Here is a 15,570-nt window from a genome sequence, read left to right as displayed (position 1 = left end):
CGTTGACAGATTTCTGCAGGAACTAGGCTGTAGGTCATGCTGAACCGCATCGACCTGCGAGGTCGCACCACGACCCCCGCTCAGTTGCGCGCCATCGTGCCGCGCGCCGAAGTGGACGTGGACGCGGTTCTGCATCACGTGCGGCCCATGGTGGACGCGATCGCCGAGCGCGGCGTCGAAGCGGCGCTGGAGTACACGGAGAAGTTCGACGGGGTTCGTCCCGGTTCCGTCCGCGTGCCCGCCGCTGAGATCTCGTCTGCTTTGTCCTCCCTGGACCCGGCCGTGCGCGAGGCGTTGGAAGAGGTCATCGACCGCACCCGCCGGGTGCACGCCGACCAGCGCCGCACGGACACGACCACCCAGGTCGTGCCCGGCGGCACCGTGACGGAGAAGTGGGTGCCGGTCGAGCGCGTCGGCCTGTACGCACCCGGCGGCCTCGCGGTCTACCCGTCCACGGTCGTGATGAACGTCGTGCCCGCGCAGATCGCCGGCGTGGCGTCCCTGGTGGTGTGCTCCCCGCCGCAGGCCGAGTTCGGTGGCCTGCCGCACCCGGCCATCCTGGCCGCCGCCGCGCTGCTCGGCGTCGACGAGGTGTGGGCCGTGGGCGGCGCCCAGGCCGTGGCGCTGCTGGCGCACGGCGGCGTGGACACCGACGGAGCCGAACTGGCCCCGGTCGACGTCGTCACCGGCCCCGGCAACATCTACGTGACGGCGGCCAAGCGGTTGCTGCGCGGCCTGATCGGCATCGACTCCGAGGCGGGACCGACGGAGATCGCGATCCTCGCCGACTCGTCCGCCGACCCCGTGCACGTCGCCGCGGACCTGATCAGCCAGGCCGAGCACGACCCGCTCGCGGCGTCGGTGCTGGTGACGGACTCCGCCGAGCTGGCGGACGCGGTGGACGCCGAGCTGGACCGCCAGATCGGTGCCACCAAGCACGTCGAGCGGATCCGCACGGCACTGGCCGGCAAGCAGTCCGGCACCGTCCTGGTGTCCTCTGTGGACGAAGGCGTGCGGGTCGTCAACGCCTACGCCGCCGAGCACCTGGAGATCCAGACGCGCGACTCGCGCGAGGTGGCGCAGCGCATCACGGCCGCCGGCGCGATCTTCGTCGGCGCGCACTCGCCGGTGTCGCTGGGCGACTACTGCGCGGGCTCCAACCACGTGCTGCCGACCGGTGGCTGCGCGCGGCACTCGTCCGGGCTGTCCGTGCAGACGTTCCTGCGCGGCATCCACGTGATCGACTACTCCGAGGAAGCACTGCGGGAGGTCGCCGGCAAGGTCGTCGCGCTGGCCAACGCGGAAGACCTGCCCGCGCACGGGCAGGCCGTCACAGCGAGGTTCACCCGATGAAGCCGGTGATCGGCGCGAGGGTGGAGCTGACCGACCTGCCCCTGCGCGAGGACCTGCGCGGCCGCACGCCCTACGGCGCGCCGCAGCTCGACGTCCCGTACCGCCTGAACACCAACGAGAACCCGTACGCGCCGACCGACGCCCTCGCGGCCGACGTCGTCGCCGCGGTCGCGGAGATCGCCGGTGAGCTGCACCGCTACCCGGACCGCGACGCGGTGGCGTTGCGCGAGGACCTGGCGGCGTACCTGTCGGACTCGACCTCGATCCCGCTGACGTCGGAGAACCTCTGGGCCGCCAACGGTTCCAACGAGATCCTCCAGCAGATCCTGCAGGCGTTCGGCGGTCCGGGCCGCGTCGCGCTGGGCTTCGAGCCGTCGTACTCGATGCACCCGATCATCGCGGCCGGCACCCGCACCGAGTGGTCGCCGACCCCGCGCCGTTCCGACTTCTCGCTCGACGTGGAGAAGGCCGCCGCGCTCATCGCCGAGACACGGCCCGACATCGTCTTCGTGACGTCGCCGAACAACCCGACCGGCCAGTCGATCCCGCTGTCCGACCTCCGCCTGCTGATCGCGTCCTCGACGGGGATGATCGTGGTGGACGAGGCGTACGCGGAGTTCTCCCCGCAGGAGAGCGCGATCAAGCTGCTGGACGAGTTCGGCTCGCGCCTGATCGTCTCGCGCACGATGTCGAAGGCCTTCGCGTTCGCCGGTGGCCGTCTGGGCTACCTGGCGGCCGCACCGGCCGTGGTCGACGCCCTGCAGCTGGTGCGCCTGCCGTACCACCTGTCGTCGTTGACGCAGGCAGCCGCGCGGGCGTCGTTGCGCCACGCTCCGGAGACGCTGGGCTCGGTGGCCCTGCTGGCCGCGGAACGCGACCGCGTCTCGGCCGAGCTGGCGGCGATGGGCTTCCAGGTGGTGCCCTCGGACGCGAACTTCGTGCTGTTCGGCTGGTTCGAGAACGCACGTGAGGTCTGGAAGTCCTATTTGGACCACGGCGTGCTCATCAGGGACGTCGGAATCGCGGGTCACCTGCGGGTGACCATCGGAACGCCCGAGGAGAACGACGCTTTCCTCGCGGCCAGCAAGGAGGTCAGCCGGTGAGTCGTGTCGGCAAGGTGGAGCGCACCACCAGGGAGTCGTCGGTCTACGTGGAGATCGACCTGGACGGCACCGGCCAGGTGGAGATCAACACGGGCGTGCCGTTCTACGACCACATGCTCACCGCGTTCGGTGTGCACGGCAGCTTCGACCTGATCGTCCGCGCCACGGGCGACACCCACATCGATGCCCACCACTCGGTCGAGGACATCGCGATCGTCCTGGGCCAGGCGCTGCGAGAAGCGCTGGGCGACAAGAAGGGCATCCGCCGCTTCGGCGACTGCTGGATCCCGATGGACGAGACCCTCGCGCACGCCGCGGTCGACGTCTCGGGCCGCCCGTACACCGTGCACAAGGGCGAGCCGGAGCAGTTCAACAGCTTCGTGATCGGCGGCAACTACCCGTTCGTGCTGAACCGGCACGTCTTCGAGTCGCTGGCCTTCCACGCCCAGATCGCACTGCACGTGCGCGTCGAATACGGCCGCGACCCGCACCACATCGCGGAGGCCGAGTACAAGGCCATCGCCCGCGCCCTGCGGGTGGCGACCGAGCCCGACCCGCGCGTCGGCGGCGTCCCGTCGACCAAGGGCGTCCTCTGATGCCGAAGGAAGTCGTCGTCATCGGCCTGCTGGCCCTCGCGGGCTTCCTGGCCGGTGGCGTCTACACCACCTGGAAGACCGCCAAGGTCCTGGCGATCATCCTGCTGGTGCTGACCGCGGTGGCGGTCGGCGGCGCCGTTCTCTGGCTGCTCTAGTAGAGCGTCGCGGCTAAGTTGTGCTCCGTTGAGCAGGGCAGAGGGCTGGGCGGTGTGGTCGCTCGTTACCGAAAGCCCCGGGTGGTCGCGCTCTCACGCACATTCGCCGCCGAGTTGGCGGTAGAAAACTGCCGGCGCAATCGCTTGCTGATCACCTCAAGTACCGCCAACCGTGCAGGTGACAGCCACGAGAGCGCGATCTTCATGATCGAAACTCGGACACACCTAGCCCTTGCGGGCGAGGACCCACTGGAACGTCGCCGGGTCCGGCTCGTGCATGGTCACCAGGTCGTCGACGACGATCTCCAGGTGTTGTGCGACGAGGGCGCGGTTCTCGGCGGGAGTGTTGCTGGCGAAGAACATCTCCACGCCGAGCCACTGCTCGGTGATGTCCGGCGTGCCGATGCCGAGCGAGGCCAGGAACAGGCCGCCGGGCTTCAGCCAGTGTGCGACCTCGGCGAAGAGTGCCGGCTGTTCGGCGCGCGGCACGTGCAGGATCGAGTAGAACGCGACGATGCCGTCGAACGTGCCTTCCGGGAAGTCGAGCGCCGTCATGTCGGCCTTCTCGAAGCGCGCCCGCGGCACGTTCGCCCGGGCCAGTTCGATCTGCTCACGAGACAGGTCGACGCCGAGCAGACCATGCCGTTCAGCGAGCTTCCGGCTGCACGGAACACCCGCGCCGCAACCGAGTTCGAGCACTTCCGCCCCATCGGGCAACCGCCCGTCGAGCTCGGCGAGGTAGTGCAGCCGCGGGTCGTCGGCGATCCGCGAGGACCAGTCGAGATACCGCTGCGCGATGGCGTCGCAGCCGTACTCGACCGTCCGCTTCACGCGGTGCTCAGGTAGCGCGCCGGCACGTGCTGCGCGAGCCACACCCCGTTCGCGCTGAGCCGGAACTCGTGCCCGTCCGCGTGCATCGCCCCGGCGTCGACGGTCAGGATCAGCGGCCGTCCACGCCGAGCCCCGACGCGCCGTGCGGTCTCGCGGTCGGGCGAGAGGTGCACGTCGTGCCGTGACATGGGACGCAAACCGTCACGCATGATGTCGTCGAGGTACTGCGCGACGGTGCCGTGGAACAGCTGGTCCGGCGGTACCGCGGTCGGCAGCCCGAGTTCGACCTCGACGCTGTGCCCCTGGTTCGCGCGGATGCGGTCGCCGTCGATCGTGAAGCGCTTCTTGTCGTTGCGGTCGACGACCTCGCGCAGGTCGGCCTCGGAGATGCCGAGCGCGTTCAGGAGGTCGGCCACCGGCACCCAGCCCGCGGGGTCGAGGGTGAGGCCGACGCGCTCGGGCTTGTGCCGGAGCGCCTTGGACATCCGCTTCGAGAGGCGGATCATTCTTTCGTCTTCCATTTCCTCAACAGGAAACCACAGCGCGTCCACCGGTTTTGCGGTTTCATGGGCCGGGTGTGGCGTGAGCGGCGGGTTCCTGGTGAGACCGAGATCTTCGTGGCCTGGCAGGAGTGGCCGGAGGACCGGGCGTTGCTCGTGGTCCACGGCGGCCCCGACTGGGACCACAGCTACCTGCGCGATCCGCTCGCACAGCTCGACTGCCAGCTCCTGCTGCCCGACCTGCGCGGCTGCGGCCGTTCGGGACGCGTGCCCGAGTACCACCCGGACGGCGTGATGGGCGACCTGGTGCGCGTGCTCGACGCGTTCGACGTCGAGCGCGCGGACGTGCTCGGGCATTCGTACGGCGGCATGGTCGCGCAGCGGTTCGCCATCACCCGTCCGGAGCGGGTGCGCAGCCTGATCGTGTCGGGCAGCAGCGTGTTGCCGGTGCCGCCGGACGCCTTCGAGGGATGGGCCGAGCGCGACGAGATCATGGCGCGCCAGGACGAACCGTGGCAGCGCGTCGGCCTGTCGCCGGAGGACGTGCGGGCCGAGGCGTTCGCCGCGGCACCCGCCAACATCTGGCGTGCCGAGGCGATGCCGGGCTACCTGCGGCGGCTGGAGGAAGTCCGGTTCGGCACCGAGTGGCTGCGCCAACTCCAGGCGGGAATCCTGGTCACCCCGAGGCTTCCCGATGCGGCCCAGCGCATCGCCGCACTAGACATCCCGGTGCTCCTGCTGCACGGCCGCTACGACATGACGTTCCCCGTCAGCCTGGTCCAGCCCACGCTCGACCTGATTCCGCGAGCGCGAGCCGTGGTGCTGGAGGACGCGGGCCACATGCTGCACGTCGACGATCCCGACGGCTACCTGCGCGCGGTGCGGGAGTTCCTAGACGGTGCCGCCCTCGACGGCGGGCTTGAGCTTGGGCGCGCCCGGCCCGTGTGAGGCCTGCTCGTCGTCGATGTTCTGCAGGGCGCAGCTGCGCAGTGACAGGCAGCCGCAGCCGATGCAGCCGGTGAGGCGGTCGCGCAGGCGGTACAGGGCGTCGATGCGGGCGTCGAGTTCCGACTTCCACGAGCGCGAGAGGCGTTCCCAGTCGGACTTCGTCGGCGTGCGGTTGTCCGGGAGTTGGGCGAGGGCGTCGCGGACGTCCTCCAGGGTGAGGCCCACGCGTTGCGCGGTGCGGATGAACGCCAGCCGGCGCAGCACCGAGCGCAGGTAGCGGCGCTGGTTGCCCGCGGTGCGGACCGAGGTGATCAGACCCCTGTCCTCGTAGAAGCGCAGGGCCGTGTGGGGGACGCCGCTGCGCTCGGCGACCTGGCCGATGGTCAGCATTTCCGGCAACTTGCTCACCAGATCATGGTAACCCGCTTGACCTCCAGTTTGGTCGAGGTTGAACAGTGGTTGCCATGCAACGGATACCAGAGCTCTTCGCGAGGATGACCGGGGACGAGAAGCACGAGTGGGCTGCGGCTTCCACGATCGACGTGCTCTGGGTCCTCTACGACAAGGTCCTCAACGTCACCCCCGCGACGGCCGACGACCCCGACCGCGACCGGTTCCTGCTGTCCAAGGGGCACGGGCCGATGGCGTACTACGCCGTGCTCGCGGAGAAGGGGTTCATCGACGAGTCCATTTTGGACGACTGGACGTCGTGGGACAGCCCGCTCGGCCAGCACCCCGACCGGGTGCTCGTGCGGGGCGCGGAGATCAGCAGCGGCTCGCTCGGCCACGGGCTGCCGATCGCGGTGGGCACGGCGATCGGGCAGCGGATCGCCGGCAGTCGCGGCCGCACGTTCGTGCTGGTCGGGGACGGTGAGCTGGACGAGGGCAGCAACCACGAGGCGATCGCGGTGGCGGCGCGGCTGAACGTCGCGAACCTCACCACGATCGTGATCGACAACCAGTCCGCGATGCACGGCTGGCCCGGTGGCATCGCGCGGCGGTTCGCCGTCGAGGGGTGGCAGACGGCCGAGATCGACGGCCGCGACCACGAGGCCGTCTTCACCGCACTGACCGCGCCGCACGACCGCCCTTACGCGGTGGTCGCCAAGATCGAGAAGAGCTGATGATGACCACCATGCGCCAGGCATTCGTCGAGACCGTCAACGACGAGATCGCCGCCGACCCGCGGATCACCGTGGTGACCGCGGTGATCTCCAGCAACGAGTTCCCGCAGGAGAACGAACGCGTCGTGGACGTGGGGATCCGCGAGCAGACCATGGTGGGCGTCGCGAGCGGCCTCGCGTTGGCGGGCCTGCGGCCGGTCGTGCACAGCTACGCGCCGTTCCTGGTCGAACGGCCGTACGAGCAGATCAAGCTCGACATCGGACATCAGGACGTCGGCGCGGTGTTCGTGAGCATCGGAGCGTCCTATGACGACCCGGTGTGGGGCCGCACGCACCAGTCACCGGGTGACGTCGCGTTGTTCGACACGCTTCCCGGCTGGACTGTGCACGTACCCGGACATCCGGACGAGGTCACGCCTTTGCTCCAGCAGGCGCTGAAGGACGACAACCGCGTCTACATGAGGCTTTCGCTGCACGAGAACACCCAGGCGCATCCGGTGGGCGAAGGATTCACGACGGTCCGCCACGGAAAACGCGGCGTCGTGCTCGCCGTCGGACCGATGCTCGACCGCGTGCTCAAGGCCGTCGACTCCGAGAACGCCGACGTCACGGTCCTGTACGCGGCCACGGTACGGCCGTTCGACGCGGACGGACTGCGCACGGCCGTGCAGAACACCGACCACGCCGACGTGATGGTGGTGGAGCCCTACTTGGAGGGAACCTCGTCTCATCTTGTGTCCGAGACACTGCAACAAATCCCGCACCGCGTGCGTTCAGCAGGTGTCAAACGACACGCAGAGCTCCGCAACTACGGCACGGCTGAAGATCATGACGCGGCACATGATCTCGACGTGGTGGGGCTGGGGAGTGCTGTGCGGAGTTTCTTCAGGGGGTGAAGAAATGTTCGCAGTCATGGGGGATGACTGGACCGGCGCGCCTTCTCGCGCCGTTTAGAGGTGAGGCGGTGTGCACGGTCAGGCAAGATCCTGATCGTGCACACCCCACGAGTGGTCATCTGGACCACCTCAGATCTGGAGACGACGCGAGCGGAGCTGGTCCGGCGCCCGACCCGCCCGCGGTTGCTGGTGCCCGTTGCGCACGGCACGTTCGTGCTCGGCCCCCACCCGTACACGTCCGAGTCGCTGATCGACGGCCTGCGCGTGGTGAAGGGCCGACGGATCGGTCTGGTGTGGACGGAGACGACGGCGTGGCTCGTCTACTTCGACGGGGTGATCCGCGGCTGGCGGTTCGGACCGGACGACTACTTCGAGCCGGAGCCGCCGAAGCGACTGCCGGAAGGGCTCAGCTGGCTCAACGAGGCCGTTGAGGCTGTACGGGAACGCGGCGTGCTCGACGGCGTGAGCGCGTTGCGAACCGCATTGGAGGCAGCTGGATTCTTCCTGGACGCCGCCGCGTTGGTCAGGATCGACGGCGGTGAGGTCGACGAAGCCGTGCCGCACCACGAGAAGAAGTGGTGGGAAGGGCTGGCCGGTGAACGTCAGGGGATGTCCGACCAGCCGTGGGTCAACCCGCTCCTGCCACTCGGCAGCACGGTCCTGCTGACCGCTTTCGTCTCCTTTCTCCTGACGGTGGTGGGAGTCCCGGTTCTGATCACGGCTCCGCTGTACCTCCTGATGGCGGCGGCACTGGTGATGCAGACGTGGATCAACGTGGTGGCGTGGAGCCGTAGCCGGCGCGTCGACGCGTTCCCGGTTCGCGACGTTCTTGGCATGTCCGCATGGGCGCGCGAGGCGGACCAGGAATGATGTTGAACGTGAGAATGCTGATCTGGACCCCGTTGAACGCCGCCGAGCTGCAGAAGTCCATGCACAGCGGCAACGCGGGCCCCGCGGCGCTGGTCCCGGTGCAGTCCGGCACGGTGCTGCTGCCTCCGCCCGGCACCAAGCTCAGCGAGGCCGCGTACATGACGAACAGGGTGCGCAAGCTGGGGCGCGGCGCCGCCCTGGCCGTGTGGAACGACGAGGCCGCGTTGCTCTACATGTTCACCACGTCGCTCGGCCGCGCCTCGATGTGGGGATCGCGCGAGGCGGTGCTGCGGCTGTCGGCGCAGGCCAAGCAGTCGGGGCCGGTCGGCCAGTCGTTCGACCGGGCCACCGCGGGCATGGTCGACCTGCGCGAGAAGGAGAAGTGGCAGCTCGACGCCATCGACAAGCTCACCGCGCTGTACCCGGCGGCCAGCCGCAAGGGCACGCTCGAACGCATCCGCGACTTCAGGAACGGCCGTGCGGCCATCCCGGACTTCTTCCGCGAGGCGGGGCTGCACGAGGTCGCGCAGGTCGCCGAACTCACCGAGCAGGGCAGGGCGGACGGCGTGCTGCGGACGCTCGAACCGCCGCGCGCGCAGTTGTGGCCGCTCTGGCTGATCTTCCCGCTGATCGTGTTGTCGGCGGCGGTGACGGTGATGTTCGACATCCCGGCGGTCGTGTACTACCTCGTCGTCGTGCTGCTCCTCGCGGTGCTCGCCGGGCTGCTGGTCGTGCTCAGGCGCCGGCTCGTGCGCACGAAACCGATCAACACCGTGTTGCCGGTCATACCGGTCACGCAGGGTGCGATCCCGACCGACTAACCTGGTGGGCGTGGCACGTGTCGTCGTACTTGACTATGGATCCGGCAACCTGCGCTCCGCCGAGCGCGCGCTCCAGCGGGTCGGCGCCCATGTCGAGGTGACGTCGGACCCCCGAGCCGCCCGTGAGGCGGACGGTCTGGTCGTGCCCGGCGTCGGTGCTTACGCGGCGTGCATGGAGGGCCTCAACTCTGTTCGGGGCGCCCGGCTCATCGGCGAGCGCCTCGCCGGAGGCCGTCCGGTGCTCGGCATCTGCGTGGGCATGCAGATCCTCTTCGAGCGCGGGATCGAGCACGGCGTGCTGACCGAGGGCTGCGGCGAGTGGCCCGGCACCGTCGAGCGGCTGGAAGCGCCGATCGTGCCGCACATGGGCTGGAACACCGTGCGCGCGCCCGAGGGTTCGAAGCTCTTCGCGGGCCTCGACAAGGACACGCGGTTCTACTTCGTGCACTCCTACGGCGTGCGCCGCTGGGAGCTGGAGCCGGCCGAGCACCTCAAGCCGCCGCTGGTGACGTGGGCGGACCACGCGGGCGACGAGTTCGTCGCGGCGGTCGAGAACGGCCCGCTGTGGGCGACCCAGTTCCACCCGGAGAAGTCCGGTGACGCCGGAGCGCACCTGCTGCGGAACTGGTTGACTACCTTGTCGTGATCACACGACTGCTGACGGTGGCCGCGCTCGTGGCCGCCGCCGTCGCCGTGCCTGGGGGCGCCCAAGCCGCACCGGCACCGTTCCACGACGACTTCGACGGCGCCGTGGCCGCGGATCCCACCTACGGCCTGAACGACAACCTCAAGCAGCGCCAGGGAACCGGCGCCGTCACGTACAGCCGGGTGTCCGGCAGGTGGAACACCGGTGACGTGCCACGTCCGTGGTACGCGCAGGTCAACCACCCGAACCACCGCGGCAAGCTGTCGATGCACCTCGGCACGACGGCCGTGCGGCTCGACGCGCCGTCCACCGGCTCCTGGATCTCGGCGACGCTGACGCCGGTGGCGGGCGACCGCACGTCCGGCGACTGGTCCTCGATCGCGCTGGGACGTTCGGCGAACAGCCGGGGTTATGTGTCCAATCAGGACATCGACCTCGGCTTCCTGTTGCGCGCCAACGGAGGCGTGCAGGTCTTCCAGGCCGGCAAGTCCGTCGCGGACCTGCCGTCGTTCGCCCCGGCCAAGGACGACGGCTCGTTCGACGTGACGCTGACGCCCGTTGGATCCAAACTCGACCTCTCGGTCAACGGCACGCGCAGGACTATCGACCTGAGCACGGCGGTGCCGACCGACCGGCTGTGGATCTACCTCGGCCGCTACTCCGACAACGACAGGACCGTCAGCCTCGTCGACGACCTGCGCGTGGAGCGGATGAACTCCGACGACCTGCGCAAGCTGCCCGGGTCCCGGCTGCGCTACTACGGCTACTTCGGCGCGCGGCTGAACGCCGCCGGTGGCAACCACCTGGCCGAGGTGCGCGGCCGCAGCAACCTGAACTGGGTGCAGATCAGCGACGTCGACGCCTACCGTCCCGAGGTGCTGCGGGACTGCGCTCCCGCGGGATGCGTCGTCCACACGGGCAACGAGTTCTTCGACTGCGACGCGGCCGGGTGCCCGCTGCACCCGAACGCCGCCGAGCGCTGGCAGGTCCTCGCCTCGAAGGTGCGGCCGCACCTCGACCGCGTGGCCGGGTTCGTGCTGCAGGACGAACCGTTCCACCACGGCGCGAGCTCCGCCGACGTCGAGTTCTCGGCTCAGCGGATCAAGAACACGTTCCCGGACAAGAAGGTCATGCTGATCGAGGCGGGCGTCCGGGTCGACGACACCTTCACCGTGCCCGCCGCCGTCGACTGGGTCGGCTTCGACGAGTACTGCTCCGGGTACGAGGCGCTGGACGCCCGCATGACCAAGCTGGCGGAGCGCGCGCCGGGCAAGGAGCTGTTCCTGCTGCCCGAGGCCGCGCCGCAGTCGTGGTGCGCGGACAAGACCGACGCGGACCTCGAAAGCACCCAGTACCTGTACATGGCGCTGGCGCGGCAACACCCCGCGTTCGCCGGGGTCATGGTCTTCGGGCCGTGGACGGGCGTCGGACCTGCCGCGACGGGCCCGGGCACGCCGGTCCCGTCGAAGTTCCCGCGGGCCACCGAAGCCCAGGAGCGCGTGGCCGCCCTCGTGCTGGGGGACGCTAGGCTGCTCGGGTGACGTTCACACTCCTCCCCGCTGTTGACGTGGCCGACGGTCGTGCCGTCCGGCTCGTGCAGGGCGAAGCCGGTACCGAGACGAACTACGGCGAGCCGCTCGACGCGGCCCTGCAGTGGCAGCGCGACGGGGCGGAGTGGATCCATCTCGTCGACCTCGACGCGGCGTTCGGCCGCGGCTCCAACCGCGAGCTGATCGCCCGCGTCGTCGGTGAGCTGGACGTGAAGGTGGAGCTGTCCGGCGGCATCCGCGACGACGCGTCGCTGGAGGCAGCCCTGGCCACCGGCTGCGCCCGCGTGAACCTGGGCACGGCCGCGCTGGAGGACCCGGCGTGGTGCGCGAAGGCGCTGGCGGCGTACGGCGAGAAGATCGCGGTGGGCCTCGACGTCCGCATCACCGAGCAGGGCCACCGGGTCAAGGGCCGCGGCTGGACGTCGGACGGTGGCGACCTCTGGGAGGTCCTCGACCGGCTCGACCGCGACGGCTGCACGCGTTACGTGGTCACCGACGTGTCGAAGGACGGCACGCTGACGGGCCCGAACCTGGAGCTGCTGAGCGAGGTCTGCGCCCGCACCGACGCCCCGGTGATCGCGTCCGGCGGCGTGTCCACTGTGGACGACCTGGTCGCGCTCTCGAAGCTGTCGCGCGACGGCGTGGAGGGCTCGATCATCGGCAAGGCCCTGTACGCCGGCGCCTTCACGCTCCCGGAAGCACTCGCTGCGGTCCGTTGACCACGGCTTCCACGTGAGCGGCCGCGGCCGCGTGCGTCACACCTGTGGTGTGCAGCACGTCGGCCGCGGTCCCCTCGGCCTCCAGCAGCACGCCGAGCAGGATGTGCTCGGTGCCGATGAACATGTGACCCATCCGGAGCGCCTCGCGCACGGCCAGTTCCAGCGCCTTCTTGCAGTGCGTCGTGTACGGCTGCTTCTCCGGCCGCTGCTTGGCCTCTGAGTCGAGCCGGTTGAGGGTCGCGATGCGCGTGCTGCCGTCGCCCGACTCCAGCTTCGCGATGGTCTTGGCCGCGAGCCCGGCCGACTCGTCGAGCAGCCCGAGCAGCAGGTGTTCGGTGCCGATCCGCTCGCTGAACCGCGCGTGGTGCCTCGCCAGCGCGATGACCCTTCTCGATCGCTGGGTGTAGCGCTCCGTGCTCGGCTTGCTGAGCTCCGGCGACTCCCTGGGCACGAACCGCTTCTGCGCGGCCTGCTTCGTGACGCCCAGGCTCTCGCCGATCTCGGCCCAGCTCGCCCCGCCCCGCCGCGCCTCGTCGACGAAGTGGCCGATCAGGTGGTCGCCGAGTTCGCTGAGCTGACCACTCATCTCGACGGCCTTGGCCAGGCGCACGAGAGCGTCGTCGGCCTCTTGAGCGACCGTGACGATGAGGTCGGTCAACTGGATCATGCGTCAACTCTAGGTTGACGCCGAGTCGCGGGTCAACCTCGGGTTGACGCCCAACCTGGGCTCAATCTTGACGGGTTCCGTCCATGTCGAGTCAAGATTGACGTGCGGAAACGACGTTGATCCGTCCCGTCAACATGCACAAAAGACAACGTTGTCATCGATGTGGACGACGTCAACTGTGCATTGATTTCGAGCTTGGTCGATGTTGATCCGGCGGCGATCAATGTTGAGTCAACGTGGATCGGCCGGTGTTGGGCGCCGGGTGTCGACCGTCAGCTCGCCGCCGTGATCCGGATGCCCACCGACCCGGTCCGCCCGCGCCGCAGCTTGCTGCCGAACACCGTGACCCACCCGAACAGCCCGTACTTCTTCGTGATCCGCGACCGCACGACGTCACTCGCGTCGTCGTCCAGCAACGTCGCGTGCGCCTTGACCGACTCGCCCTTCGGGTTGCCGCGGACGTCGCACGGCCCGATCTCCACATCACCGCTGCGGCGGATCCGCTTGACCTTGCCGGTGTCCCGCGCGCTCCAGGCGTAGACGACGTCGTCGCTCTCGCCCGTCACGACCCAGACCGGAGTGGGCACCGGGGTGCCGTCCTTGCGGAACGTCGTCAGCAGCAGGTACTTGCCCTCGCCCAACTCGGTGATCATGGCGCCGCAGCGTAGTCCTCATGGCTGCCTTGTAGGCTTTCCCGCATGTCAGTCGCGGTCCGTGTCATCCCCTGTCTCGACGTCGACCGGGGCCGGGTGGTGAAGGGCGTCAACTTCACGAACCTCGTCGACGCGGGCGATCCCGTCGAGCTCGCGAGGGCGTACGACGCCGAGGGCGCGGACGAGCTGACGTTCCTCGACGTGACGGCCAGCAGCGGCGACCGGGAGACGACGTTCGACGTGGTCCGCCGCACGGCCGAGCAGGTGTTCATCCCCCTCACGGTCGGTGGCGGCGTGCGCAGCCCCGAGGACGTCAACAAGCTGCTGCGCGCGGGCGCGGACAAGGTCAGCCTCAACACCGCCGCCATCGCGCGCCCGGAGCTGCTCAAGGAGTGCTCGGAGCGGTACGGCGCGCAGTGCATCGTGCTGTCGGTCGACGCGCGGCGAGTGCCCGGCGGCACCGGCTTCGAGGTCACCACGCACGGCGGCCGCAACGGCACCGGCATCGACGCGATCGCCTGGGCCGCGAAGGGCCAGGAGCTGGGCGTCGGCGAGATCCTGCTGAACTCGATGGACGCCGACGGCACCAAGGCCGGGTTCGACCTGGAGCTCCTCGAACTGGTGCGCCGCGAGGTCGACGTCCCGCTGATCGCGAGCGGTGGCGCGGGTGCGATCGAGCACTTCCCGCCGGCCGTCGCCGCGGGCGCCGACGCCGTGCTCGCCGCGAGCGTCTTCCACTTCGGCCAGCTCCGCATCAGCGAGGTCAAGGACGGCCTGCGCCAGGCGGGCGTCGTGGTGCGATGAAACCCGTCGAGGTGCGGGTCGCCTCGGCGGTCGCTTTCGGTGGCGCACTGGTGTTCTTCGTGATCGGCCTGGTCCTGTGGCGCTCGACCGGCGACGCGGACGTGCTGAAGCTCCCGTCGTTCATCGCGATCCTCGAACTGCCCGTCGCGGCGGCGCTGCTCCTGAGGCTCCGGTTCATGCACTACCCGGCGATGATCGTGTTCATCCTCGTCGCCCTGCTGCACCTCGTCATCGTGCTGGCCGAGGGACCGGCGTGGGCCCGCGTCGCGTCCGGAGTGCTGTCCGCTGTGCACATCTACGGAGTGGTCCTGCTCAACACCGGACCGGCTCGTGAACACCTGGGAGGTCCCCGTTGAGCAGCCCGCTCGATCCCGCCGTGTCCCAACGGCTCAAGCGCACCCCGGACGGCCTGGTGTGCGCGGTCGCCCAGCAGCGCGGCACCGGTGAGGTGCTCATGGTGGCGTGGATGGACGACGAGGCACTGCACCGCACCCTCACCACCCGCCGCGCGACGTACTACTCGCGCAGCCGCCAGCAGCTGTGGGTGAAGGGCGAGACCTCCGGTCACACCCAGTACGTGCACGAGGTCAGGCTCGACTGCGACGGCGACACGCTGCTGCTGACCGTCGACCAGGTCGGCGCCGCCTGCCACACGGGCGACCGCACGTGCTTCGACGCCACGGTGCTGCTCGCCGACGCGTGAGCGGTCAGTCCAGGTCGCCGGTCAGGTAGCGCTGGAGGTTCGGGCCGACCGTCCTGACCACGGTCTCCGCGTCGGTCGACGCCAGCGGCTCGAACTGCACGACGTACCGGACGATGCCGAGCCCGACCATCTGGGTCGCGCAGAGCGTGGCCCGCAGTTCGTGTTGTTCGGCGCCGATCTCCGCGAGCACGTTCTTGAAGATCGCGTTGATGAGGAAGGACTTCAGCGCGCCCGCCACCTCCGGCTGGCTGGTGACGCTGCGGATCAGGGCCGCGAACGTGCCGCCGCCGGTCGCGTCCCACACCGTCACGAAGGTGCGGACGATGCGTTCGCCCGCCTCTTCGACCGGGCCGTCGAGGACGCGCTTGAGGATCTCGGCCGGGTCGAACGGGAGCTGCAGCACCGACTGCGCGAACAGGCCTTCCTTGCCGCCGAACCAGTGGTTGACCATCGCGGCGTCCACGCCCGCCTTGGCGGCGATCGCGCGCACCGTGGCGCCGTCGTAGCCCTTCTCGACGAAGACCTCGCGGGCCGCGGCGACGAGCGCGGCCTTGGTGTCCTCGCCCGCGGCGCGGCGGCCTCGGCGTTTCTGGTTGACTTGCTCCACGTGGGCCATAGTTCAACAGATGTT

21 protein-coding genes are annotated in these 15,570 nt (G+C 69.5%); 15 read left to right on the top strand and 6 right to left on the bottom strand.

The features are described from left to right. Positions 1–36: 36 nt before the first annotated feature. From hisD to SK571_RS01590, 4 genes are read left to right on the top strand one after another with little or no spacing between them, the layout of a single operon-like run. Entirely contained in the window at positions 37–1,353 is a 1,317-nt protein-coding gene (gene hisD, locus SK571_RS01605) for a histidinol dehydrogenase (RefSeq protein WP_319982216.1), read from the top strand. Beyond that, a complete protein-coding gene (locus SK571_RS01600; protein WP_319982215.1) occupies positions 1,350–2,456 on the top strand; it encodes a histidinol-phosphate transaminase in 1,107 nt (368 codons plus the stop codon). The genes hisD and SK571_RS01600 overlap by 4 nt, the downstream gene beginning before the upstream one ends. Then, positions 2,453–3,052: an imidazoleglycerol-phosphate dehydratase HisB gene (gene hisB / locus SK571_RS01595; RefSeq protein ID WP_266043659.1), complete on the top strand. Its 600-nt coding sequence runs from the start codon at positions 2,453–2,455 to the stop codon at positions 3,050–3,052. The genes SK571_RS01600 and hisB overlap by 4 nt, the downstream gene beginning before the upstream one ends. Continuing rightward, positions 3,052–3,207 (top strand): hypothetical protein, encoded by a 156-nt coding sequence (locus SK571_RS01590; RefSeq protein ID WP_319982214.1) that lies wholly within the window; start codon positions 3,052–3,054, stop codon positions 3,205–3,207. The genes hisB and SK571_RS01590 overlap by 1 nt, the downstream gene beginning before the upstream one ends. 225 nt (positions 3,208–3,432) lie before the next feature. Here the strand turns inward: SK571_RS01590 and SK571_RS01585 are convergent, their stop codons facing one another. Beyond that, positions 3,433–4,038, bottom strand: coding sequence for a class I SAM-dependent methyltransferase (locus tag SK571_RS01585; protein ID WP_319982213.1), 606 nt, complete (start codon positions 4,036–4,038; stop codon positions 3,433–3,435). Further along, a complete protein-coding gene (locus tag SK571_RS01580; protein ID WP_319982212.1) occupies positions 4,035–4,559 on the bottom strand; it encodes an RNA 2'-phosphotransferase in 525 nt (174 codons plus the stop codon). Before SK571_RS01580 ends, SK571_RS01585 begins: the two co-directional genes overlap by 4 nt. A gap of 54 nt (positions 4,560–4,613) precedes the next feature. Here SK571_RS01580 and SK571_RS01575 point away from each other — a divergent pair, with 54 nt between their 5' ends. Further along, a complete protein-coding gene (locus SK571_RS01575; protein WP_319982211.1) occupies positions 4,614–5,486 on the top strand; it encodes an alpha/beta fold hydrolase in 873 nt (290 codons plus the stop codon). Here SK571_RS01575 and soxR read toward each other — a convergent pair. Continuing rightward, entirely contained in the window at positions 5,430–5,876 is a 447-nt protein-coding gene (soxR, locus tag SK571_RS01570; protein WP_256334968.1) for a redox-sensitive transcriptional activator SoxR, read from the bottom strand. The two genes, SK571_RS01575 and soxR, sit on opposite strands and share 57 nt — an antisense overlap. A gap of 74 nt (positions 5,877–5,950) precedes the next feature. Here soxR and SK571_RS01565 point away from each other — a divergent pair, with 74 nt between their 5' ends. The 7 genes from SK571_RS01565 (at position 5,951) to priA (ending at position 12,112) form a co-directional block, all read left to right on the top strand. Next, positions 5,951–6,610 (top strand): thiamine pyrophosphate-dependent enzyme, encoded by a 660-nt coding sequence (locus SK571_RS01565; RefSeq protein WP_319982210.1) that lies wholly within the window; start codon positions 5,951–5,953, stop codon positions 6,608–6,610. A gap of 2 nt (positions 6,611–6,612) precedes the next feature. After that, complete coding sequence (locus tag SK571_RS01560; RefSeq protein ID WP_319982209.1) at positions 6,613–7,506, top strand: transketolase family protein; 894 nt, start codon at positions 6,613–6,615, stop codon at positions 7,504–7,506. A 96-nt stretch (positions 7,507–7,602) separates the two neighbouring features. Next, positions 7,603–8,376 carry a hypothetical protein gene (locus SK571_RS01555; RefSeq protein WP_319982208.1) on the top strand — a complete coding sequence of 258 codons (774 nt, stop codon included), beginning with the start codon at positions 7,603–7,605 and terminating at the stop codon, positions 8,374–8,376. A gap of 8 nt (positions 8,377–8,384) precedes the next feature. Then, complete coding sequence (locus SK571_RS01550) at positions 8,385–9,197, top strand: hypothetical protein (RefSeq protein WP_319982207.1); 813 nt, start codon at positions 8,385–8,387, stop codon at positions 9,195–9,197. A 10-nt stretch (positions 9,198–9,207) separates the two neighbouring features. Beyond that, a complete protein-coding gene (gene hisH, locus SK571_RS01545; protein ID WP_266043668.1) occupies positions 9,208–9,843 on the top strand; it encodes an imidazole glycerol phosphate synthase subunit HisH in 636 nt (211 codons plus the stop codon). Beyond that, positions 9,840–11,384: a hypothetical protein gene (locus SK571_RS01540; protein ID WP_319982206.1), complete on the top strand. Its 1,545-nt coding sequence runs from the start codon at positions 9,840–9,842 to the stop codon at positions 11,382–11,384. Before hisH ends, SK571_RS01540 begins: the two co-directional genes overlap by 4 nt. Then, entirely contained in the window at positions 11,381–12,112 is a 732-nt protein-coding gene (gene priA / locus SK571_RS01535; protein WP_266043669.1) for a bifunctional 1-(5-phosphoribosyl)-5-((5-phosphoribosylamino)methylideneamino)imidazole-4-carboxamide isomerase/phosphoribosylanthranilate isomerase PriA, read from the top strand. Before SK571_RS01540 ends, priA begins: the two co-directional genes overlap by 4 nt. Here priA and SK571_RS01530 read toward each other — a convergent pair. Together SK571_RS01530 and SK571_RS01525 are read right to left on the bottom strand one after the other, a co-directional pair. Next, positions 12,078–12,779 carry a Clp protease N-terminal domain-containing protein gene (locus SK571_RS01530; protein ID WP_319982205.1) on the bottom strand — a complete coding sequence of 234 codons (702 nt, stop codon included), beginning with the start codon at positions 12,777–12,779 and terminating at the stop codon, positions 12,078–12,080. The genes priA and SK571_RS01530 overlap by 35 nt on opposite strands. A 272-nt stretch (positions 12,780–13,051) precedes the next feature. Beyond that, positions 13,052–13,432, bottom strand: coding sequence for a PPOX class F420-dependent oxidoreductase (locus tag SK571_RS01525; RefSeq protein WP_319982204.1), 381 nt, complete (start codon positions 13,430–13,432; stop codon positions 13,052–13,054). A 45-nt stretch (positions 13,433–13,477) separates the two neighbouring features. Between SK571_RS01525 and hisF the strand changes: the two genes are divergently transcribed. The 3 genes from hisF to hisI are packed head-to-tail and all read left to right on the top strand — an operon-like array spanning position 13,478 to position 14,939. After that, positions 13,478–14,236, top strand: a complete 759-nt coding sequence (gene hisF / locus SK571_RS01520) for an imidazole glycerol phosphate synthase subunit HisF (protein WP_319982203.1) — start codon at positions 13,478–13,480, stop codon at positions 14,234–14,236. After that, entirely contained in the window at positions 14,233–14,592 is a 360-nt protein-coding gene (locus SK571_RS01515; protein ID WP_319982202.1) for a hypothetical protein, read from the top strand. Before hisF ends, SK571_RS01515 begins: the two co-directional genes overlap by 4 nt. Beyond that, entirely contained in the window at positions 14,589–14,939 is a 351-nt protein-coding gene (hisI, locus tag SK571_RS01510) for a phosphoribosyl-AMP cyclohydrolase (RefSeq protein WP_266043674.1), read from the top strand. Before SK571_RS01515 ends, hisI begins: the two co-directional genes overlap by 4 nt. Before the next feature lie 4 nt (positions 14,940–14,943). Here hisI and SK571_RS01505 read toward each other — a convergent pair whose 3' ends face one another. Continuing rightward, positions 14,944–15,555, bottom strand: a complete 612-nt coding sequence (locus SK571_RS01505; protein ID WP_319982201.1) for a TetR/AcrR family transcriptional regulator — start codon at positions 15,553–15,555, stop codon at positions 14,944–14,946. Positions 15,556–15,570: the final 15 nt, after the last annotated feature.

This window comes from Lentzea kristufekii, assembly GCF_033949925.1.
Taxonomy (GTDB): domain Bacteria; phylum Actinomycetota; class Actinomycetes; order Mycobacteriales; family Pseudonocardiaceae; genus Lentzea; species Lentzea kristufekii.
Note: the sequence above shows the minus strand (reverse complement) of the source record. Positions and strands in the feature narration are given on the sequence as shown.